Annotated in this window: 15 protein-coding genes and 1 pseudogene; 5 read left to right on the forward strand and 11 right to left on the reverse strand. The window is 65.9% G+C overall.

Translation table 11 applies throughout. The annotated features are described in order from the left end of the window. Window position 1 precedes the first annotated feature (1 nt). From ubiM to E1N52_RS39875, 3 genes are all read right to left on the reverse strand, one after another. On the reverse strand, window positions 2-1321 hold the full coding sequence (ubiM, locus tag E1N52_RS39865) for a 5-demethoxyubiquinol-8 5-hydroxylase UbiM (protein WP_342777949.1): 1320 nt from the start codon (window positions 1319-1321) through the stop codon (window positions 2-4). Further along, window positions 1222-1662 (reverse strand): hemerythrin domain-containing protein, encoded by a 441-nt coding sequence (locus E1N52_RS39870; protein ID WP_133190246.1) that lies wholly within the window; start codon window positions 1660-1662, stop codon window positions 1222-1224. Before E1N52_RS39870 ends, ubiM begins: the two co-directional genes overlap by 100 nt. 275 nt (window positions 1663-1937) lie before the next feature. Further along, on the reverse strand, window positions 1938-2147 hold the full coding sequence (locus E1N52_RS39875; RefSeq protein WP_133190248.1) for a hypothetical protein: 210 nt from the start codon (window positions 2145-2147) through the stop codon (window positions 1938-1940). A gap of 220 nt (window positions 2148-2367) precedes the next feature. Between E1N52_RS39875 and E1N52_RS39880 the strand changes: the two genes are divergently transcribed. The 3 genes from E1N52_RS39880 to E1N52_RS39890 all read left to right on the forward strand — a co-directional run bounded on the left by E1N52_RS39880 (window position 2368) and on the right by E1N52_RS39890 (window position 4952). Then, window positions 2368-3411, forward strand: coding sequence for a D-cysteine desulfhydrase family protein (locus E1N52_RS39880; protein ID WP_133190250.1), 1044 nt, complete (start codon window positions 2368-2370; stop codon window positions 3409-3411). 54 nt (window positions 3412-3465) lie between these two features. Further along, window positions 3466-3852 (forward strand): SgcJ/EcaC family oxidoreductase, encoded by a 387-nt coding sequence (locus E1N52_RS39885; RefSeq protein WP_133190252.1) that lies wholly within the window; start codon window positions 3466-3468, stop codon window positions 3850-3852. 245 nt (window positions 3853-4097) lie between these two features. Continuing rightward, window positions 4098-4952, forward strand: coding sequence for an alpha/beta fold hydrolase (locus E1N52_RS39890; RefSeq protein ID WP_133190254.1), 855 nt, complete (start codon window positions 4098-4100; stop codon window positions 4950-4952). Between the two features lie 4 nt (window positions 4953-4956). On the opposite strand, the gene E1N52_RS39895 is transcribed toward E1N52_RS39890, so the two are convergent. The 7 genes from E1N52_RS39895 to E1N52_RS39925 all read right to left on the reverse strand — a co-directional run bounded on the left by E1N52_RS39895 (window position 4957) and on the right by E1N52_RS39925 (window position 15473). Next, window positions 4957-6432 (reverse strand): cytochrome P450, encoded by a 1476-nt coding sequence (locus tag E1N52_RS39895; RefSeq protein ID WP_133190256.1) that lies wholly within the window; start codon window positions 6430-6432, stop codon window positions 4957-4959. 24 nt (window positions 6433-6456) lie between these two features. Next, window positions 6457-7167 carry a YceH family protein gene (locus E1N52_RS39900; RefSeq protein WP_133190258.1) on the reverse strand — a complete coding sequence of 237 codons (711 nt, stop codon included), beginning with the start codon at window positions 7165-7167 and terminating at the stop codon, window positions 6457-6459. A gap of 95 nt (window positions 7168-7262) precedes the next feature. Beyond that, on the reverse strand, window positions 7263-10058 hold the full coding sequence (locus E1N52_RS39905) for an Hsp70 family protein (RefSeq protein WP_133190260.1): 2796 nt from the start codon (window positions 10056-10058) through the stop codon (window positions 7263-7265). Window positions 10059-10063: 5 nt separating this feature from the next. After that, a complete protein-coding gene (locus tag E1N52_RS39910) occupies window positions 10064-11908 on the reverse strand; it encodes an Hsp70 family protein (RefSeq protein WP_133190262.1) in 1845 nt (614 codons plus the stop codon). Next, on the reverse strand, window positions 11905-12501 hold the full coding sequence (locus E1N52_RS39915; protein WP_133190264.1) for a DUF2760 domain-containing protein: 597 nt from the start codon (window positions 12499-12501) through the stop codon (window positions 11905-11907). Before E1N52_RS39915 ends, E1N52_RS39910 begins: the two co-directional genes overlap by 4 nt. Window positions 12502-12893: 392 nt before the next feature. Further along, window positions 12894-13403, reverse strand: a complete 510-nt coding sequence (locus E1N52_RS39920) for a DUF1269 domain-containing protein (protein ID WP_133190266.1) — start codon at window positions 13401-13403, stop codon at window positions 12894-12896. Between the two features lie 150 nt (window positions 13404-13553). Next, window positions 13554-15473 (reverse strand): potassium transporter Kup, encoded by a 1920-nt coding sequence (locus E1N52_RS39925; protein WP_133190268.1) that lies wholly within the window; start codon window positions 15471-15473, stop codon window positions 13554-13556. 258 nt (window positions 15474-15731) lie between these two features. Here E1N52_RS39925 and E1N52_RS39930 point away from each other — a divergent pair, with 258 nt between their 5' ends. Beyond that, on the forward strand, window positions 15732-16826 hold the full coding sequence (locus E1N52_RS39930) for a purine-nucleoside phosphorylase (protein ID WP_133190270.1): 1095 nt from the start codon (window positions 15732-15734) through the stop codon (window positions 16824-16826). Between the two features lie 376 nt (window positions 16827-17202). Beyond that, a complete protein-coding gene (qhpG, locus tag E1N52_RS39935; RefSeq protein ID WP_133190272.1) occupies window positions 17203-18507 on the forward strand; it encodes a flavin-dependent monooxygenase QhpG in 1305 nt (434 codons plus the stop codon). Window positions 18508-18962: 455 nt separating this feature from the next. Here the strand turns inward: qhpG and E1N52_RS39940 are convergent. Further along, window positions 18963-19211, reverse strand: a pseudogene (locus E1N52_RS39940) (IS5/IS1182 family transposase); the annotation flags it as partial.

Below are 19211 nucleotides of genomic sequence, written 5' to 3' on the forward strand. Positions count from 1 at the left end.
GTCAGCCAGTCAGTGAAGCTGCAATGGCCTTCCTGAACGGCGTCAGTTTCGATGCCGCGCGCAGCATGAAGTCGCGCGCCAGTTTCGCGGGCGCGGTGTTATTCGTGTAGACGTCGGTGATGAACCGGGTCGCGAGATAGAGAGGCCTGGTCGCGCGGCGGTGCTGGCTCTCATAGCGCTGCAAGACCGCAAGGGACCCAATATCGCAGCCACTCTTTAGCGCATCGATGATTCGGTTACCTAAGGTTTCCACGCCGAGGAGCCCGAAATTGAACCCATGCGCGGTCACCGGATGCATGCCGACCGCGGCATCGCCCACCGTCGCGAAGCGTTTTCCGACGAAGCGCTCCGGATAAACCGCAACGAGCGGATAAACGTGCCGGGTGCTCGCCAGCTTCATCGCGCCCAGCCTGTGCATGAAACGATCTTCGATATGCCGCGCGAACGCGTCGGGCTCAAGCGCCGCAATCTCGTTGACCTGGCCCACAGGCAGCGTCAGCACGACCGACGACTGATGCGCGTTCGTCGAGCGCTCCGCGTTCATGGGCAGCAACGCGAGCGTCTGACCGTAGCCGAACCATTCCCACGCAGCGTGTTCGTGAGGCGCTTCGTGCGTCATGCGGCAAACCAGCATGGCGCGGCCGAAATCGTGCATGTTGGCGGCAATGCCCATCATCTTGCGCGTGGACGAGAAGCGGCTGTCCGCTGCGACGATCAGCTTCGCCGAGAGCGTCTCGCCGCCCTCCAGTGTCACGCTCGCCAGATCTTCACCGGCTTTCACGCCGCTGACCCTTTGCGCCGCGAGCAGCGTCACGTCGCCATGCTCAGCCGTGCTTTCCTGCAGCGCCTCGTAGGCAGCCTTGCGAATCAGGTGATTTGAGACCAGCCAGCCCAGCTCCGCGTGGCCGCTCAGTTCGTGCCCGATCTCGAGCGCGCCCGGCGAGGGGCCATTGAACACCCTGGCGCTGCAAAGCGGGGCACGCGCGTGCGGATCGATGAGATCCCACAGCCCGAACTTGCGCATCAAGCGCACCGACTTCTGGGTCAGCGCGATCTCGCGCCCGTCGAACTGCGGCTCGCTGATGTCGGCGAGGCCCTGCTGCTCGACCATGACGATCTTGAGGCCAACGCCACTGAGCGCGCGCGCGAGACAGAGCCCCACCGGCCCGGCGCCCACGATAACGATATCTGCTTGCATGAATCGAACGATTTGAATGTGACTCAAACAATCTGGTCGACGTGATCGATCTGCGCGATGCCGCGTGCGCGCAGGGCTTCGACCATGAGCGCGTCCATCGACTTCACGTGCCAGGCGAACCATTCGCGCAGTTCGCCCACCAGTTGCCGCCCCGTGTCGAAGCGCCCCTCGTCGGCGACTTGCCTGCGCACCTCGCCGGCCACATTGAGGACGTGCCGATGCTGGCTTCCATGGCAATGGCGCGGACCGAAGTTCATTTCCTCCATCCACGCCTCTTCCTGCGCGAAGTGCTGCTTCGTATGTGCCGTCCACGCATCGAACGCGCCGATCCAGGTTTCGTCACTCGCGCACGCGAGCGCGTCGAGCAGCGCGACGAATTCGGCATGCATCGTATCGGTCATCGGTTCGCCCAGTTGCAGATCGGGCGCAAGTGTTGGCGAGGGGCGCGGCGCGGGTGAGTTCATGAAGGACAGTGACGGCGTTCAGCAACGGTATGAAAAGCCCTCTCGGGCAATTTTTCAAGATACCGGGGCACATCGATCTGCGCGCTGATTTTTAGCAAACGTCGCACGATCGGTCACTGAGGCCGATGGACGCGGCATGAGCGCATGCACGCGAAGCGATCAGACGAAAAGAAACGTCGATTCCGGCGCAGCGTGGGGAGCGCGGGCCGCAAACGAGTAAGGATGCGAGGAAAGGTGCCGCAGACGCGAAAACATGAAGCCGCGCGGCGCGCGGCTCAAACTAGTTCGGCGAGATTGACGAGGGCGCGGTCGCCGTCGGATTGTGCTTCGTCTTCGGCGCGGAACGTCCTCTCGCTGTACGCGATGACCTTGAACCCGCCGCCTGCCGAACGCTCTATGGTGATACCCCAGTGCCAGCCGCCTTCCTGTTCGAATACGTGCAGCCTTGGACTCGATGGTTGGCTCGGCGATTGAAAAATATTCATGTGAAGCCTCCCGTAGTGGGAATATCGTCTCGGACGATTGCCTGGATAAGAATCAGTCTAAAAAGCTCCTTGCTGCGACGCAATACGGAATTACGTGGACGTGAGAACCCTGAGGCGTTGCGCATTATTCGAGAATTACCCTGGTTATTATTCGACGCTCGGCAAACGTAAATGCCGCCAGCCACACGCCTATCCCAAACTGCGAGACAGCGAGAGTCCGATGACTACCGTAACGAATGCCACGACGCATGCCGCGTCCCCGTATCAGCTCGATCTTTCGCGGCATGCGCGCCGCACACTGCTGGAAGGACCCACGCTGATCCAGCCCTTGCCGCGACTAAGCCACGAACTTGGGGGCGTGAATGTCTATGTCAAGCGCGACGATCTGACCGGCCTCGGCGGCGGCGGCAACAAGCTGCGCAAGCTCGAGTTCCTGGTGGGCGAAGCGCTGGCTGCGGACGCGGACACCATCATCACCGTGGGCGCGCGCCAGTCGAACCATGCGCGCTTGACGGCGGCCGCGGCGGCACAAGCAGGCTTGCAGTGCGAACTCGTGCTCACGCGCGCCGTGCCGCGCGACGACTTCGAGTATCTGGAGAACGGCAACATCCTGCTCGACGACCTGCTCGGCGCACGCGTGCACGATTTGCCCGGCACAGCGAATGCGCTGGAGTTCGCCCAGGCGCGTGCCGACGAGTTGCGTGGCCAGGGCCGCAAGGTCTACGTGTGCCCGCTGGGCGGGTCGAGCCCGGTGGGATGTCTGGGCTACGCGGCGTGTGCCGCCGAGATCATGACGCAGGCCCATGCGCAGGGATTGAGCTTCACGCGCATCGTCGTGCCCAACGGCAGCGGCGGCATGCACGCGGGGCTCGCCGCCGGCTTCGCGGCGCTGGGCATCGAGCCGAGCCTCGTGCTTGCATACACCGTCCTCGCGAAGGCCGAGCAGGCCCATGCCACAACGCTCGAAAAGGCCAGCAAGACGCTCGAACTGATCGATCCGGCGCGACGTATCGAGGGCCAGTCGATCGTGATCGACGAAGCACAACTCGGCGACGGCTACGGCATTCCGACCGACGCGATGCGCGAAGCCGTGCGGCTCGTCGCTTCGAAAGAAGGCCTGTTGATCGACCCCGTGTACGGCGGCAAGACGTTCGCCGGTCTCGTGCAAGCCGCGCGATCGGGACGTTTTGCACGCGGCGAGAACGTCCTCTTCGTCATGACTGGCGGCTTACCGGGCCTGTTTGCTTATCGCAGTGCGTTTTGATGCGTCGCTCGACGCATTCGAGGATCGTCGAACTGAACAACGAGGGAGTCCACGATGACCGATGACGAACGTGCAATTCGAGAGCTGGTGCAAACCTGGATGGAGGCCAGCCGCGCCGGCGACACGGCCAAGGTGCTGAGCCTGATGACCGACGACGTGGTGTTCACGGTGCCCGGCCAGGAGCCGTTCGGCAAGGCCGCGTTCGCCGCGGCTTCGCAAGCGCAACAAGACATGCGCATAGAGGGCACGGCTGAGATCGTAGAACTGCAAGTGCTGGGCGATTGGGCCTTTTTGCGCAATCGCATCGACATCTCCATCACGCCGCCAGGCGCAGCCCAGCCGATGCGGCGTGCCGGCTACACGCTCACGCTGGTGCGCAAGGATGCGAGCGGTCGCTGGCTGCTCGCGCGTGACGCCAATCTCGTTGCACCGAAAGCGTAAATCCGCCGCCGCGAACGCGGCGATTGTCGCGCAAACCACAATCCGGCACCCGCGCGCCACGCCGCCAGCCGCGCGGGCACGCGCGCTTGCTTTCAGCGCTGAAAGAGAACAGCCCCGCCCGGCGGGCCTCGCCGCGTTACGCCCCTTTTTAGAATCAGAAAACCTTATCGATTCCTTCAGTTTATTGAGTTTCCCTTAATCGTGCGCTTGCGGCAAAGTGACGCTCATACGCTCGGAGCCACTCCTTGAACCAACGCATCGATCCCTCTTTACTCGCCGCGCCCGACCTGTCGTACGCCACGTTGCACTCGGGCATTGCCCTGCCGTTCCTCGAGCGCGGCGATGGCGAGCCGCTGCTGTTCGTCCATGGATCGCTCTGTGATTACCGCTACTGGATGCCGCAGCTCAACGGCCTGTCGGAGCATTTCCGCTGCATCGCGCCGAGCCTGAGCCACTACTGGCCCGCGGCGGACGCCTGCATCCAGGGCGATTTTGGCTGGGAGAGCCACGTTACCGAGCTGGCCGATTTCATCACCGCGCTCGGCCTCGAATCGGTGCACCTCGTGGGCCATTCGCGTGGCGGCTGTGTGGCGTGGCATCTCGCGCGCCGCTATCCGCGCCTCGTGCGCACGCTGGTGCTGGCCGACCCGGGCGGTCCGCTCTCGCGCGTGGACGACGACGAAGCCGCGCTGCCTCCCGCCACCAACGCACTGCGCACGCGCGCAGCCGACCTCATCCACGCCGGCGACGTCGAAGCGGGACTCGAGTTGTTCGTTGACTCCGTGAGCGTGCCGGGTGCCTGGAAGAAAGGCTCGGCGGCGTTTCGCCAGATGGCCATCGCCAACGCCACGACGCTGCCCAAGCAGTTGCAGGACCCGCTGCCGCCTTATGCGCCGCGCGCCGCCGGCGAGATCAAGTGCCGCACGCTGCTGATCGACGGCCAGCGCAGCCCGCTCATGTTCCGCAACAACGTCGAAGCGCTGGACGAGTGGATCGAGTTCGCACGGCGCGTCACGATCAAGGGCGCCACGCACGGCATGAATGGCACGCACCCCGACCTCTTCAACACCCACGTCCATACCTTCATCACGCAAGGTTGAGACGTCAGTCACGGCCCGGTTGATACGTCGTTTGTGGTCGACGCGACTCAACCGTTGGCCGCAATTCCAGCCGCACCGGCATGCGGTTTGGCACCATCGCGAACGCCGTGATCTCCTCGATCGTCGAGGGATCGACGGCCAGCTTCACCTTGAAGCGGTTCATCAGCGTGGAGAGCACGAGGCGCATTTCCATGGCGGCCAGATGCCGCCCCGGACACACACGCGGCCCCGCGCCAAACTGCACCCACGCACGCGGATCGTGCACACGCGCATCGACACTCGCATGGCCACGCAGCCAGCGCTCGGGATCGAAGCGCCCCGGCTGCGAGTAGTGGCGCGCATCGAGCATGGGTGGACGCGTGAGGAAAAACATCTTCGAACCGGCGGGCAACGCGACGTCGCCCACCTGCACATTCTCTATGGGCTCGAACGCCATGATCGCGGCCACCGGACGCAAGCGCAGCGTTTCGTTGCACACGGCTTCGAACAGATCCAGGCCCTTCACGAGGCCGTAGTCCGGACACACCGCATGTGCGCCCAACACCGCGTGCGCTTCGCTCGCGAGGCGCTGCTGCAGCGGTTCGTCGGCGCTTAGATAGTAGAGCGACCACGCGAGCGCATTGGCCGTAGTGTCCTCGCCCGCCAGCAGCAGCGTGAGCACGTTCGCGGCGATGATGTCGTCAGTCACGTCTGAGCCTGGCGCATCGCGCAGCGCGAGCATCGCTTCGAGCAGATGGCGCGGCGTATCCGACGGCTCGTCGCGCATGCGCTCGCGCGAGCGCGCCATCATGCCGCGGATCGTGCGATGCACTTCGGCGAGCGCCCGGTCCGTGCGGCGGTCGCGCGGCAAACGCACATAGCGCCAGTACGGGAACGGCGCGTTCACGCGATGCATGAGCGTCGGGAAGATCTGCGCGAGATGCTCCTGAATGACGCCGCGCTCCTGTTCGAGCGTGCGCGGGTCTTCGCCGAATGCGAGCGCGCTCGTCACATCCACCGTGTAACGCTTGAGGTCGTCGGTCATCTCGACCACGTCGCCATGCTCGGCCGCGCGTTGCCAACGGTCGTGCAGACGCGCCGTGATCGCTTGCAGCGTGGGATAGAACGCGCGGATGTGCGGCACGGAAAGCGCCTGCATGACGAGCCGGCGCTGCGGCTCCCATGCCGCGCCTTCAGCCGAGAACACGCCGTTGCAGCCGATTTCGGCGAGCACGGGTTCGAGCGACGCGTAACGCCGGTAGCGATGCGGACGCTCGCGCATCACGCTCTGGCTCAGCTCCGCGTCGCTCCATACCGTGACCGGCATGCCGCAGATCTGGAAACGATACGGCGTGCCGAGTTCCTCCGCCCACTGTTCGAGCACGCGATGCAGCTTAGGCGCGTTCAACTGATGCAGATTGCCGATGAGCGGCAAGCCGCGCGGGCATGGCAGGTCGCGCACCTGACGCAGGCGCTGGGCGGAGGATGCGGCGGTGTCCATGGCGCGACGGCGGCGTGAAGGCGCTCAGTCGAGCGACATGCCCAGCTCGGCGGCCATGCGCGCGACGAGCGTTTGCAGGCGCGCGACTTCATCGGCGAGGCGCTGCTGTTCGGCGCGTACCGCTTCGAAGTCCGCGAGCGAAACGCTCTCGCCGGCCTCCTCGCGCGCCCCGGGCGCGATGGTCCCCGCTGCGACGAAACTCGCCGTGTTGACCTCGCCGCACAGCAGATGCATCCAGCGGCTTTCGCGCTCGCCCGGCGCGCGCGGCAGCTTCACGACGAGCGGCGGTTCGCGTTCGGCCAGTTCTTCCAGGAAGCCTTCGACCGACGAGACATCGGCGAATCCGTGCAGGCGCGACGAGTTCAGGCGCAATTCCGCCGCCGTCTGCGCGCCGCGCAGCAGCAGCACGGTCAGGAGCGCAACGGCCTGGCTCGGCACGCCGAGCACGCGGTTCAGGTTGTGCTCGAAGCGCGGCACGCGGCTGCTGCTGCCTTCGAACACGAGGCTCAGCAGCTTGAGGTCTTCGATGGCGGCCAGGACTTCGGCTTCGCTCACATTCATGACCGGAGTACGCGCGGTCTTCTGGTTGCAGCCGAGCGTGAGCGCGTTGAGCGAGAGCGGATAGGTGTCGGGCACCGTGTGCTGCTTTTCGACCAGCACGCCGACGATACGCGCCTCGATGGGCGAGAGCGCGCGCAAGGCGCGCGGCGAGGAAGCATCGGCAGGAGAATTCATGGGCAGATCAGTCCGCTGTGTTTCGGTTGGAATCAGGCGTTCGATCATACGCGCGCCGGGCTTCCTGCAGAAGTCACGCGTCGCTCAGTCCGCGCTCAGCCCGCGAGCAGCTTCAGCCCCGCCGGAAGCGCCTCGCCGAACACCCGGCCCGTGTCCGCCGTATCGAGCGCGACGACTTCGCGCACCATCGTGACCCACGTGGGCGGCCCGTTCGCCGACTCCATGCGGCGCGCCACGGTTTCGCGCAACTCGGCGGGCAGGTCGCGCGAACGGTCGCCCGTCATGCGCGCGATTTGCGCGGCGGCGAACATCGCCGGTTCGATCTTCTTCCAGTCGAGCGCGAGAATCGCGTCGAGCCACAGCGCTGCGGTTTGCGGCGGCACCACGCCGTGCGCGCTGCCGTAGAACGGCTGGCGCGCGCCGATGCGGCCCACGGCCCACCACGTCTGATGATTCTCGGAAGGCTTCTGGAGCCGCTGCAACAGCCGCTCGCCGATCTCGATCTTGCGCTCGGCCGCAATCTGTTCGAGCGACGCATAGAGCCGGATCATGTCCGGCACGCCAAGTTTCGCGGGGTCGAAGGGCAGCTTGTGGCGCTTCGACCCGGCGGCCTCTTCGAGGTACGTCATCGCCTCCAGCACCTCGTGCTGCTGCGCCTCGTTCAGGCCGCCCGCCGCGCGCCGCCAGAGCGTCCACCACTCCGACCACACCTGGCCTTCGTTGACGAACTGAATGCCGTCGTCGAAGAGCGACCAGAGTTGCTCGACGCGCCATTCGTCCAGCGGATAGCCGAAGCCGGGACGCAGGCAGAAGCCGGCGAGGTTGAGCCACAGGCGTTCGTGATCGGCGGAGCGCCGGCGTTTGCCCGCGCGTTCCCAGAGCGCGCCGAACAGCTCGCGCAGGAGCGGGCCATCCCAGTTCTGGCGCGGCCCGAGCCGCTCTTCGAGATGCGCGCGTAAGCGCTTCACTTCCTTCGCGTCGACCTTGACGGAGCGCGCACCGAACACGCGTTCGATCGCTTCGATGGCTTCGTCGAGGGCCGCGTGGCGCGACTCGCCGTTCATCGCGCCTGCGCCGCCTTCGTGCTCCGCGCGGCGCAGTGCGAATTCGAGCAGCCAGCGCTGCGAGGCGTCGTCGGTGGCGATGCAGTGCATCTCCAGCGTGCCGACTTCGGTGAGCGCGGTCGTGAGCTTGACGGGGCGCTCGCGCGCCGTCTTTGCATCGCCGCCTGCGGGCACCACGGTCGCGAGCGGCGGCAGACGCACGAAGTCGCCCGCCACAAGGTCGGCCAGCTCGCCGGGTTGCCATGCGGTGTCGGTCACCGTCGACGCGAGGTGGAACTGCACCGGCTGGCCCAGTTGCAATGCGAACGTGCGGTCGTCCAGATGCAGCTCGTGGCCTTCCTCCGTGCCGCGCGGCAGGACGCACACGCCGCGCGGAGCGGCATCGGCTCCGGCTCCTTCATCGAGCACGAGAAAGTAGCTGCGCGGCGAGCCGCCGCCAATACGCGGCGCGTTGCCTGCCCGAGCAAGCGCATAGGCGACGGCGCCACGCGCGACAGCCACGTCGGGCTGATTGTTTTGCAGCACGTTGAGGGGCTCGCCGCGCCACGTGCCGAGCGTATCGGCCAGACGCTGCGCAAGCGAGCGAGCGCGGAACACGCCGCCGTTGAGCAGCAGCGCGTCGGGCATGGGCAGCGCGGTTTCCGTTTCACCGGAAGCACCAGAAGAACCGAGCGCCTCGCGCGACTGCGCGGCGAAGCGCTGCAAAAACGCCGCGATATGGCGCGTGATGGCCGGATCGGCGGCATAGGGCAAGCCGAACTCGACGATCGCCGCGCGCGAGCGGCGCGGCAGGTCGCCGGCGGTGCCCATCGGGAAGAAGCCGTCCACCACGATCTGCGCGACTTCCTCGCGGCCGAGCTGCGTGGTGCGCGCACCGCCCACCAGACGCGCACCCGCGCCGAGCAGCGTGATCGGCACGGACTCGGGCGCGTTGGCGTCGAGCAACTGCTCCTTCGCGACGCGGCAGCGCTCCACGAGCTGCGAAAGGCTCGCGGCGCTCAGGCGCGTTTGCGCGTTCGCGAGCCGGCTTTCCGCCAGATGCGCGAGCGCGAGATCCATGTTGTCGCCGCCGAGCATCAGATGATTGCCCACGCCTATGCGCGTGAGCTGCGGCTCGCCGCCCTCGAACTGCACCTTGATGAGCGTGAGGTCGGTCGTGCCGCCGCCCACGTCGCACACGAGCACGAGACGCGACGCGCCTAGCTCCGCATCGAGAGTCGCGCGATGGTGATACAGCCAGTCGTAGAACGCGGCCTGCGGTTCTTCGAGCAGGCGTAGCGCGGGCAATTTCGCCATGCGCGCCGCTTCGAGCGTGAGCGCACGCGCGCCGTCGTCGAACGAGGCGGGCACGGTGAGCACCACGTCCTGATCTTCGAGCGGCGCATGCGGGAAACGATGGTTCCACGCGGCGCGCACGTGCGCGAGATAGCTCGCGCTCGCGGCCACCGGCGAAACCTTGGCGACGTCGTCGGGCGCACCCCACGGCAGGATCGGCGCGAGTCGGTCCACCGCCGCATGCGAGAGCCAGCTTTTCGCGCTCGCTACGAGCCGGCCGGGCACCTGCGCACCGAGTGTGCGCGCGAGTCGGCCGATGACGGCTTCGTCGCCGGGCGTTGGCGCGCTCCACGGCAAGCGCAGATCGCCCGCCGCAAGCTCGCCCGCCGCCGGGTGATAACGCGCGGAAGGCAGCATCTTTTCCGCGCCCACTTCCCCGAGGCCGGTGAGCTGCTCCACGTCGAACACGCGGATGGCGTCGCCGCCTGCCTCCACGTACGCCACGACGGTATTGCTCGTCCCCAGGTCGATGCCGACGACGTATTGCTTCATCGTACTCAGCCGCCTGCTCCGCCACGCACGTCGAACTCGACCTTCCAGCGCTCGTTCGTGCCGCTCGGCATGGCTTCAAGCTCCAGCGTGCCCGCCTCCGTCACGCGCGCGTGCAGCTTCACGGGCACGACCTCGCCGGGCGTGCGGCCTTCGGTCGGCAGCGTCGCCTGGATTTCCTCCAGCTCCTGCAATTCTTCGGGCGACCAGTAGTCGAGCATCGTGCCGACCTGATCCAGGCGCCGCACCGAAGAGCCGAAGAAACGGAAGTGCACCGGCTCGCCCACGACGAGGCCGAACTCTTGCGGCGGCAGCGCCGCCTCGGTGCCCTCTTCCATGCCGAACGGCGCGACGCAGAGCGCCGACACCGGCGGCTCGAGGCCCGGCACCGCCGGCATGGCCGATTCGACGGCCACGTAATACGCGCGCGCCGTGCCGCCGCGAATGCGCACGCCCTTGCCGCGCTTCACGTAGCCGTAATAGGCCGCGCCGCGCGCCACCGCGAGGTCGAGATCGGCACCGCCGAGCAGACGCGCCGGCGCGGCGCCCTCAGCGGCGAGCCAGCTGTTGAGGATATCGAGCACGCGTTGCGAGAGCAGCGTCGACTTGAACACGCCGCCGTTGAACAGGACCGCCGTGGGATACAGGAAGGTCGCGCCCGCGGGCGGCGCGCCAAAGCCTTCGAGTTCGGCGAGCGCCTGCACCTGGCGGCCGAGGAAGGCCGCGAGATGGCGCGTGACGCCCGCGTCCTGCGCATACGGCAGGCCAAGCTGCGTGAGACCCACGCGCGTGCGCACGGCGGGACGCGCGGCGGCGTCCACCTGCGGGAAGAAGCCTTCGAGAATGATCTGCGTGAGTTCGGCGCGCGTGAGTTCCGTGCGGATCGAACCGCCGATCAGCTTCGAGCCGCGGCTCGGCACGACGATCGGCACCGTATCGACAGTCGCGTCGCTCAGCAGCGTTTCCTTGGCCGAGCGGCATGCATAGGTCAGCGCGCGCAGCTGCCACGGATCGGCCTGCGTGCCCTGGGTCGCGAGCTTGCGCGCCACGACGTGCGCCAGCGCGAGGTCCATGTTGTCGCCGCCGAGCAGAATGTGCTCGCCCACGGCCACGCGGTGCAGTTCGAGATTGCCTTCGCGCTCGACCACGGCGATCAGCGAAAGGTCAGTCGTGCCGCCGCCCACGTCCACGACGAGGATGATGTCGCCGACCTTCACTTCCTTGCGCCACGCGCCGCCGCTTTTCTGGATCCAGCTATAGAGGGCCGCTTGCGGCTCTTCCAGCAGCGTCATGTTGGCGTAGCCCGCCGCCTGCGCCGCCTCGGCCGTCAGCTCGCGCGCGGCCGGGTCGAACGAGGCCGGAATCGTGACGGTGATCTCCTGCTCGCCGAACGGCGCCTCGGGATGCGCGTGGTCCCAGGCCTCGCGCAAATGCGTGAGATAGCGGACCGAGCTTTCGAGCGGCGACACGCGCGTGACTTCAGGCGGCGCGTCGTTGGGCAGAATGGCCGCGCGGCGATCCACGCCGGGGTGGCACAACCAGCTCTTCGCGCTCGACACGAGGCGGATCGGCGTGCCCGCGCCACGGCTGCGCGCGAGCTCGCCAACAGCGTACTCGCGCGTGGTGGTCCACGGCAGCGTGAGGTCGCCCGGCGTCAGCTCGCCCGCATGCGGCAGATAGAGAAACGAAGGCAGCAGGTCGGGGGATTCCAGCGTGCCCGGCGCCGTCAGCTGGGTCACATTCAGCACGCCCTGCTGGGTCTTTTCGCCATCGCTGGCGGTGAGGTCGACGTAGGACAGCGCGCAATGCGTCGTGCCCAGGTCGACGCCAATCGAATAACGCGGATCGCTCACAGTTCCACCTCCGCCGGCGCGATGATGCGCGCGTCGTGCGTCTTGACGAGCTGCGGCAGCTTGACCTCTTCGACGCGCCAGCCGCGATGCGTGAGGCTGCCGCTGAACGGCGCCTCGCCCACCACGTTGCCGGTAAGGCGAACGGCGGCGGCATCGAAGCCGGCCGGCAGTGTCACGCGCGAGCCTTCGGACTCGCTGCGTACCGGACGGATCGAGAAGTGGTCGCGCAGCGTGGCGCGGCAGCCTTCGTGGACGATGCGGGCGGCGGCGCCGATATCCGCATCGGCATAACCGGCAATGTCTTCCTCGACGAAATCGACGAAGCGCGCGTTGCGCTGGAGCAGGCCGAGCAACTGGAGAGCGGCGTCGGGCGTGGCTTCCTTGATGACGGTGGGTGCGGGTGCAGGTGCGGGTGCGGGCGCCGGCTTCGCGACCGGAGCCGCGGCGGGCGCAGGCGCGGCGGCGGCGGGTGCAAGCCCGCCTTCACGCAGACGGCGCACGTTGGCGGCGAGTTCGCCGTCGCCGAGGATCGCGAAGAACGATCCCAGCGCGACCGAAAGGCGGCCGAAGAAAGACAGATTCGATTCGGGCATGTAGACGACTCCAATATCGCTTGAGGGCTCGCAGACAAGGCGAGCCGACCTGCCGGGCTCGCAACGAGGCCCGATCGATGCCTGGAAGGAGGCGGCCGGCAGGGGAAACTCGAGCCCGGCACGGGCTCAAAACCCGTATTTTGCCTTGTCGCGGGCGCAAGCCGGTCAAAATGCGGATTTGGCGAGGGAATGGCGTGCCCGGCACCGGGCGCGGGGTATTGGCGGCGGGCGGGCGGCGCGACTGAACCTCGGCGGTCAGTGGCCGAACGCTGCGGCCCTAAAAAAGCCGCGACAAGGCAGATGAAATGGGGCGCGAATTGGACGACAAGCGGCGTGGGCAGACGCTCAAGGCCCGCCCGGCCGCAGTGATTCGCTTTCAAGCCCCGGCGCTTTCAGGGAAAGATAGGCGTCGTCGCTTCCGCGCCTTCCACGTCGGCGCGCGGAACATGCTGCGCGATGTTCGCCTCGATCTCCGCTTCGCGCGAGCCGGGCACATCGGCCATGACCAGCAGCTGGCCGCCCTCGATCGGCCCATTGAAGCGCGCGAGCCGCGTATTCGGTTCGTCCACGCCGATCATGCCGGCCACCCACGCGCCGAATATCATGCCCGCGAGGGTCAGCGCGACGACCACCCCGCCCGTGATATCGAAGTTCGCGGGCGGAAACATCAGCGCAACGAGACCGACGATTGCGCCGGTCGCCGCGCCGAACATCACGCCGCGCTCCAGCGCGTGCACGACGTCGCTGCGCTGCAGCAGCGAAGCCTCGGGCAAGCGTTCGAGCCCCACGCTGTGATTGGCGAGCACATGGATATGACGCCACGTGATGCGCGCACGCAGCAGATCGTCTACGATCGCCTGCGCCGTGGTGGTGTCGGGAGCGAGGAAATAGAGGCGTCTCATGATGGCCCTCCTTCGGTCATGCGGCGGGCCGCTTGCAACCGGCCCGCTGCCACATGACTGCGATGCGATTCCGATCATCCTACGCCTGAGTTTCCGTCAGCGCGACAGCCTGGCACGCGTTTGCGCGACAACCCACTCGCATCGAAACGCCTAGATCTCGATGCGCGCGCCGACCTCGATCACGCGATTGGCCGGCAGCTTGAAGAACGCGGCGATATTCCCGACGTTGTGCAGCATCACCGCGAAAAGGCGCTCACGCCAAAGCGACATGCCATGGCCGCGCTTCGGCACCACCACGGCGCGGCTGAGGAACCACGATGTCTCGTCGAGATCGAACGTCAAATCCGCGGACTTGTACGCGGCGAGCGTGCATGGCAAGTCCACCTCGTCCTTGAATCCGTAATTGACGACAACGCAGTAGCAACCCGGGCATAGCAGTTCGACCACCACTCGCTCGCTCTCGGCCACCCATGGCACACTCTTCGTCTTCACGCTCAGGAATACTACGCGTTCGTGCAACACCCGGTTGTGCCGCAAGTTGTTCACGAGCGCGTGCGGCACGGCGTCGGCGTTCGGCGTGAGGAAGATCGCCGTGCCGCCCACACGCACAGGGTTGCTCTCGAGCAGCGTCGCCAGATAGGGCTTGAGAGGCTTCTTGCCGGCGCGCACGCGCGCCTCGGCCGCCATCATTTCCCAGCCTTTGCCCCAGGTCGCCATGACCGTGAACATCAGTCCGCCGATCACGAGCGGGAACCAGCCGCCGTCCACGATCTTGAGCAGGTTGGCCGAGAAGAACATGGCGTCGATCGCGAAGAAGAACGCCGTGGCGAACACGCATAGCACCCAGTTGTAGTGCCACGCGTAACGCACGACGAAGAACGTGAGGAACGTCGTGATGAGCATGGTGCCGGTCACGGCGATGCCGTAAGCAGAGCCAAGCGCCGTGGACGAACGGAAGCCCACCACCGCCGCGACCACGGCGACGAGCAGGATCCAGTTGATGCCGGGCACGTAGATCTGCCCGATTTCGCGCTCCGAGGTGTGCACGATATTCATGCGCGGCAGGAAGGAGAGTTGCATGGCCTGCATCGCCATGGAATACGTGCCCGAAATTACGGCCTGCGAGGCGATGACGGTGGCGACGGTCGCAAGCACGATCATCGGCACGATGGACCATTGCGGGAAGAGCCGGTAGAACGGGTTTTGCACCGCGCCGGGATTAGCCAGCAGCAGCGCGCCCTGCCCGAGGTAATTGAGCGCGAGCGCGGGAAACACTATGCCGAACCACGTGAGGCGAATAGGCTGCTTGCCGAAGTGGCCCATGTCGGCATAGAGGGCCTCGGCGCCGGTAAGCGAGAGCACGACCGCGCCCAACGCGACGAACGCGAGCCAGCGGTGATGCAGGCAAAACGCGATGCCCTCGCGCGGATCGAGCGCGAACAGCACAGCCGGCGCGGAGAGGATATTGGCCACGCCCGCCACGCCGATCACGACGAACCACAACACCATCACCGGACCGAACACGGCGCCGATGCCACCGGTGCCGTGCTTTTGCGTGACGAACAGCACGATGAGCGCCGTCAGCGTCACTGGAATCACGTAGGTCTTGAGCCCGGGCTCGGCGACTTCGAGGCCTTCTACGGCGCTCAGCACCGAGATGGCAGGCGTGATCACGCTGTCACCGAAGAAGAGGGCTGCGCCCATCACGCCGATCACGAGCAGCGTGGCACGCAGATGCGGCCGCGACGCGACCGAGGAAGCCGCGAGCGCGAGCAGCGCCATGATGCCGCCCTCGCCGTGATTGTTCGCGCGCAGGATGAGCGCGACATATTTGAGCGAGACGACGATCATCAGCGACCAGAAGATCAGCGAGACGATGCCTACGATATTGAAAGCATTGACCGCGAGGCCATTGCCGGGATCGAACACAGTGGCGAGCGTGTAGAGCGGGCTTGTGCCGATGTCGCCGTAGACCACGCCAAGCGCGGCGAGTGCGAGCGCGGGAAGCGCCGGGCGATGCGGGCCGGAGTCGCCAAGATCCCCGTGCGCCGCGGATGCGGATTGTGCCATGTCTCCCTCCTGGTGCTGCCGCATGCGGATCGTGGCCCGCGCGGCCTTGTCGCTTCGTATTGGCGAGGCTGCCCCGTTGGGCACTAGTCGAAGTATAGGAACTTGGCGCAAAAATGCGCTTCGCGTGCCACGCGACAGCAACAGCACCGCGCGCGACGCCGCGCTTTCGCAAAACTGTCATAGTCGAATGTATTTTCCTGAATATTCGCCCGATCAAACGGGCCGCCCGGTACGCGTACAACCAAAAGGACTTGCACAATGCGAACCCGCCTCACGCTCGTCTGCGCTGCGCTCACGCTCGCTGCCTGCGCGTCGCAGCCCCGTTCAGCGCAGCAAGACGCCGGACCCACGGCCTTCGCGCAAGGCGGCGCGGCTACATATGGACGTCCGGTTAAAGTCATGATCGTGACGATGTTCGCCCCCGAAGCGAAGACATGGCTCGATCGCCTCGGTCCCTGGGAGTCCGTGACGATTGCAGGCCTCTCGCCCGACTACCCGAATGTGCAATGCAATGCCGACGACGTCTGTGTGATGACGACCGGCATGGGCCACGCGAACGCCGCCGCCTCGACCATGGCCCTCGCCTTCGCGCCTCAGTTCGACCTGCGCAAGACTTACTTTCTCATCGCGGGCATTGCAGGCGTAAACCCCGAGCACGGCACGATCGGCTCGGCGGCCTGGTCGGAGTGGCTCGTCGATTTCGGGCTGCAGTGGGAGATCGACGGCGATGGCCGCCCGCGCGGCTGGCGCACCGGTTATCTCGGCATCAATACGAAAAGTCCCAACGACAAGCCCGCGCTCGACTATCGGACCGAAGTGTTCCACCTGAACCCGAGGCTCACGTCAGCCGCCTGGGCGATCTCGCGCGACGTGCCACTAGCCGATAGCACGCAGGCTCAGGCCGCGCGCGCGAAATATGCGTACGCTCCCGCCAACCGGCCGCCCACTGTGATCCGTTGCGATTCGGTCGCCGACGACACCTGGTGGTCGGGCAAGGCGCTCGGTGCGAGGGCGAGCGAGTTCACGCGCCAGTTGACCGGCGGACAAGGCGTTTACTGCATGACGCAGCAGGAGGACAACGCCACGTTCGAAGCACTGAGCCGCGCGGCGCGTGCGCAACGCGTGGACCTCGATCGCGTGGCCGTGCTGCGAGCGGGATCGGACTTCGATCGTCCGCATGCCGGCGAATCGAACGCGGCGAATCTGCTGAACTATGCGAGCCAGGGCGGCTTCGCACCTGCGTTGGAAAACCTCTTTCGCGCGGGCCATCCGCTCGTGCAGACCATCGTCACGCATTGGAGCGAATGGCAGGATGGCATTCCTGCCAATTCGTCTGCAGCGTCGCCTCGCTAGCCATATCACGCCCTGTCCCCGCTTTACCGCAGTGCATTGAAGCATCCTTGTGAGGAATACAGACGATCGATGCATGCCGCTACCCGGCAGGCATCGCCAATTCGCAAAGCAATTACAGCGCACGATCGTTCATACGCATTGCGCATGGGAATGCGGGATTTCCGCTACTGAAATCCTCCTTTGACCGGATAGCTTTATCGCGGCATCTATGCCAGATTAGGTCTCACTCACTTCGAGCGCAGCGCAGGGGTCGCGAAGCGATGCGCCATGATTCCACGGGGGACAGCATGCACGGTAACTTCCCTCCCCTTCATGCCGTCACGCACATCATGTTCGCGAGCGTGCTCGCGTATGTGCATTCGCGAGCGCGCGCGTCATGAATACCGCCAGCATTGTCGTGCTCGGCGCGGGACCAGCGGGCGCAGCTGTTGCGCGCGCGCTCGTGGGGTTCGGTTATCACGTGCAGGTGGTGAGCGACTGGCGCCGCTTCGATGCTGCCGAAGCCTTATCCGCACGCGTGATCGAAGCGTTGCGCCGCGCGGGCCTGCATCGCGCAGCGAGTTGCGGCGAAGGACCGTGCGTGCGCACCACGCTCTGGAACGGCGCGCTGCAAACACTCGACGCAGAATTCCTCGTGGATCGGCGCGTGTTCGATGCGGCCTTGCGCGAAGACCTGTGCAGCGCGGGCGTGGACATGATCGAGGCGAACGTGCGCTCGCTGCAGTCCTCTTCCGCGGGTCACGACCTCATGATCGAAACCGCCGATGGACCGCTCACGTTACGCGCGGACTTTCTTGTCGAAGCGCGCGGCCGCCTCGCGCCACTGTTGCGCGACGCCACGCGCGGCCCGCAAACCGTGAGCCTGCTGAACGTATGGAAGGGCCGTGCGGGCACAGCCGCCACTGCGGTGGAAAGCCTGCCTGCGGGATGGGCATGGATGGCGCGTCTGGGCGACGGCCGCTGCTACTGGCAATTGACGCTCGACGTCACGAACCCCGAACTTCCGAAGCGCGATGAGCTACTCGCGTTTTGCGAGCGTATGCGGCACTCGCCGCTAGCCAGCGACTTCTTCGCCGGCGACGCCGCGAACGATGCGCGTCTCTATGCACGTAGCAGCACCGCGACGCTGTGCGGCCGTACCGGCGGGTATAACTGGCTGCGCGTTGGCGACGCCGCCATGGCCGTCGATCCGCTCGCGGGCAATGGCGTGTTCCAGTCGCTCACTTCCGCGTTGCAGGCGCCCGCCGTGATCCACACGCTGCTCGCGCGGCCCGAGCGTGCACCGCTCGCACTGCGCTTTCATCAGCAGCGCATCGAACAGTTGTTCATGCGCTTCGCGCGTACCGGGCGCGATGTCTATGCGCTCGAACAGCGGTGGACTACGCAGCCTTTCTGGCAAACGCGTGGGGCATGGCCTGACGACCGACCCGCTCATGTGAGCGCGGATTTCAACGAGTTGAATGTGGGGCGTGCGCCCGTGATTGATGGCGGCATGATTGCCGAAGCGGATGTGGTGGCGAGTCCGGACCAGCCGCTTGGGATATGGCATCTTTGCGATGCTGCGTTGGCGCCTGTTGTTGAGGCGTTGCGGCGCGAGCCCGCTGAGCAGGTGCTTAAGTCGCTCGATGCGGATCAGGCGAGGATGATTCGGCATTGGCTTGCTATGCAGGATTTTCCTTAGCTTTTTTGGTTTTTTGGCTTTTGTTTTGGCCTTTCCTTGTTTTCGCGTCGGTATGCATGCGTTGCCCCTGTGCGGGGCGGAAATTGACCCGTGGGGACTACACGGGGACTACGGTCGCGCGCTTTCGGCGTAGCATCCGGAACCCGGATCGAAGTGCAACGTTGCACCTTGAGTCGGCTACCGACCGCGCCGCGCAATCCGGCGTCTCGGTACAGACATGGCCGGCCAGGTGGATAGCCCGTCCATAATGACCGCGCTATCCCGAAAGCCCTCTGACCTGGCTGGTCCCGCCGACGGCTTTCACTGTGCGATCTCCAGCCGGTTGCCCGCAACGATGAGCTTTACAGGATCGGCCTTCTTCCACTGCGTTTTCGACCGACCACCCGGCGTTGCCCGAGGCCGTTAAAGAGTCGCCCCTGAACAATTCGTTTTGGCCGTCATCGGCAACATCGGCGTCAGCGGGCGGATGCTCTCTGATCGACAGCGAAGAACAGGGCGATGAGAACAAGGGCGTAAAAAAGCCGCAGCTTCCTCAGGATCATCCGCAGGTTGTGACCGGCGCCGCATAGCACAGCGTGCATCGCGTCACCGAGCGCTCCCTTCAGCCAGTTCCGATCGAGTTTGCCATCTGTCTTCATGTGGCCGATGGCTGGCTCGATCGCACTGCGCCGTCTGATCATCGCTCGTAGTCTCCGCGTGATGCC

It is taken from the genome of Paraburkholderia guartelaensis (assembly GCF_004353905.1).
Classification (GTDB): domain Bacteria; phylum Pseudomonadota; class Gammaproteobacteria; order Burkholderiales; family Burkholderiaceae; genus Paraburkholderia; species Paraburkholderia guartelaensis.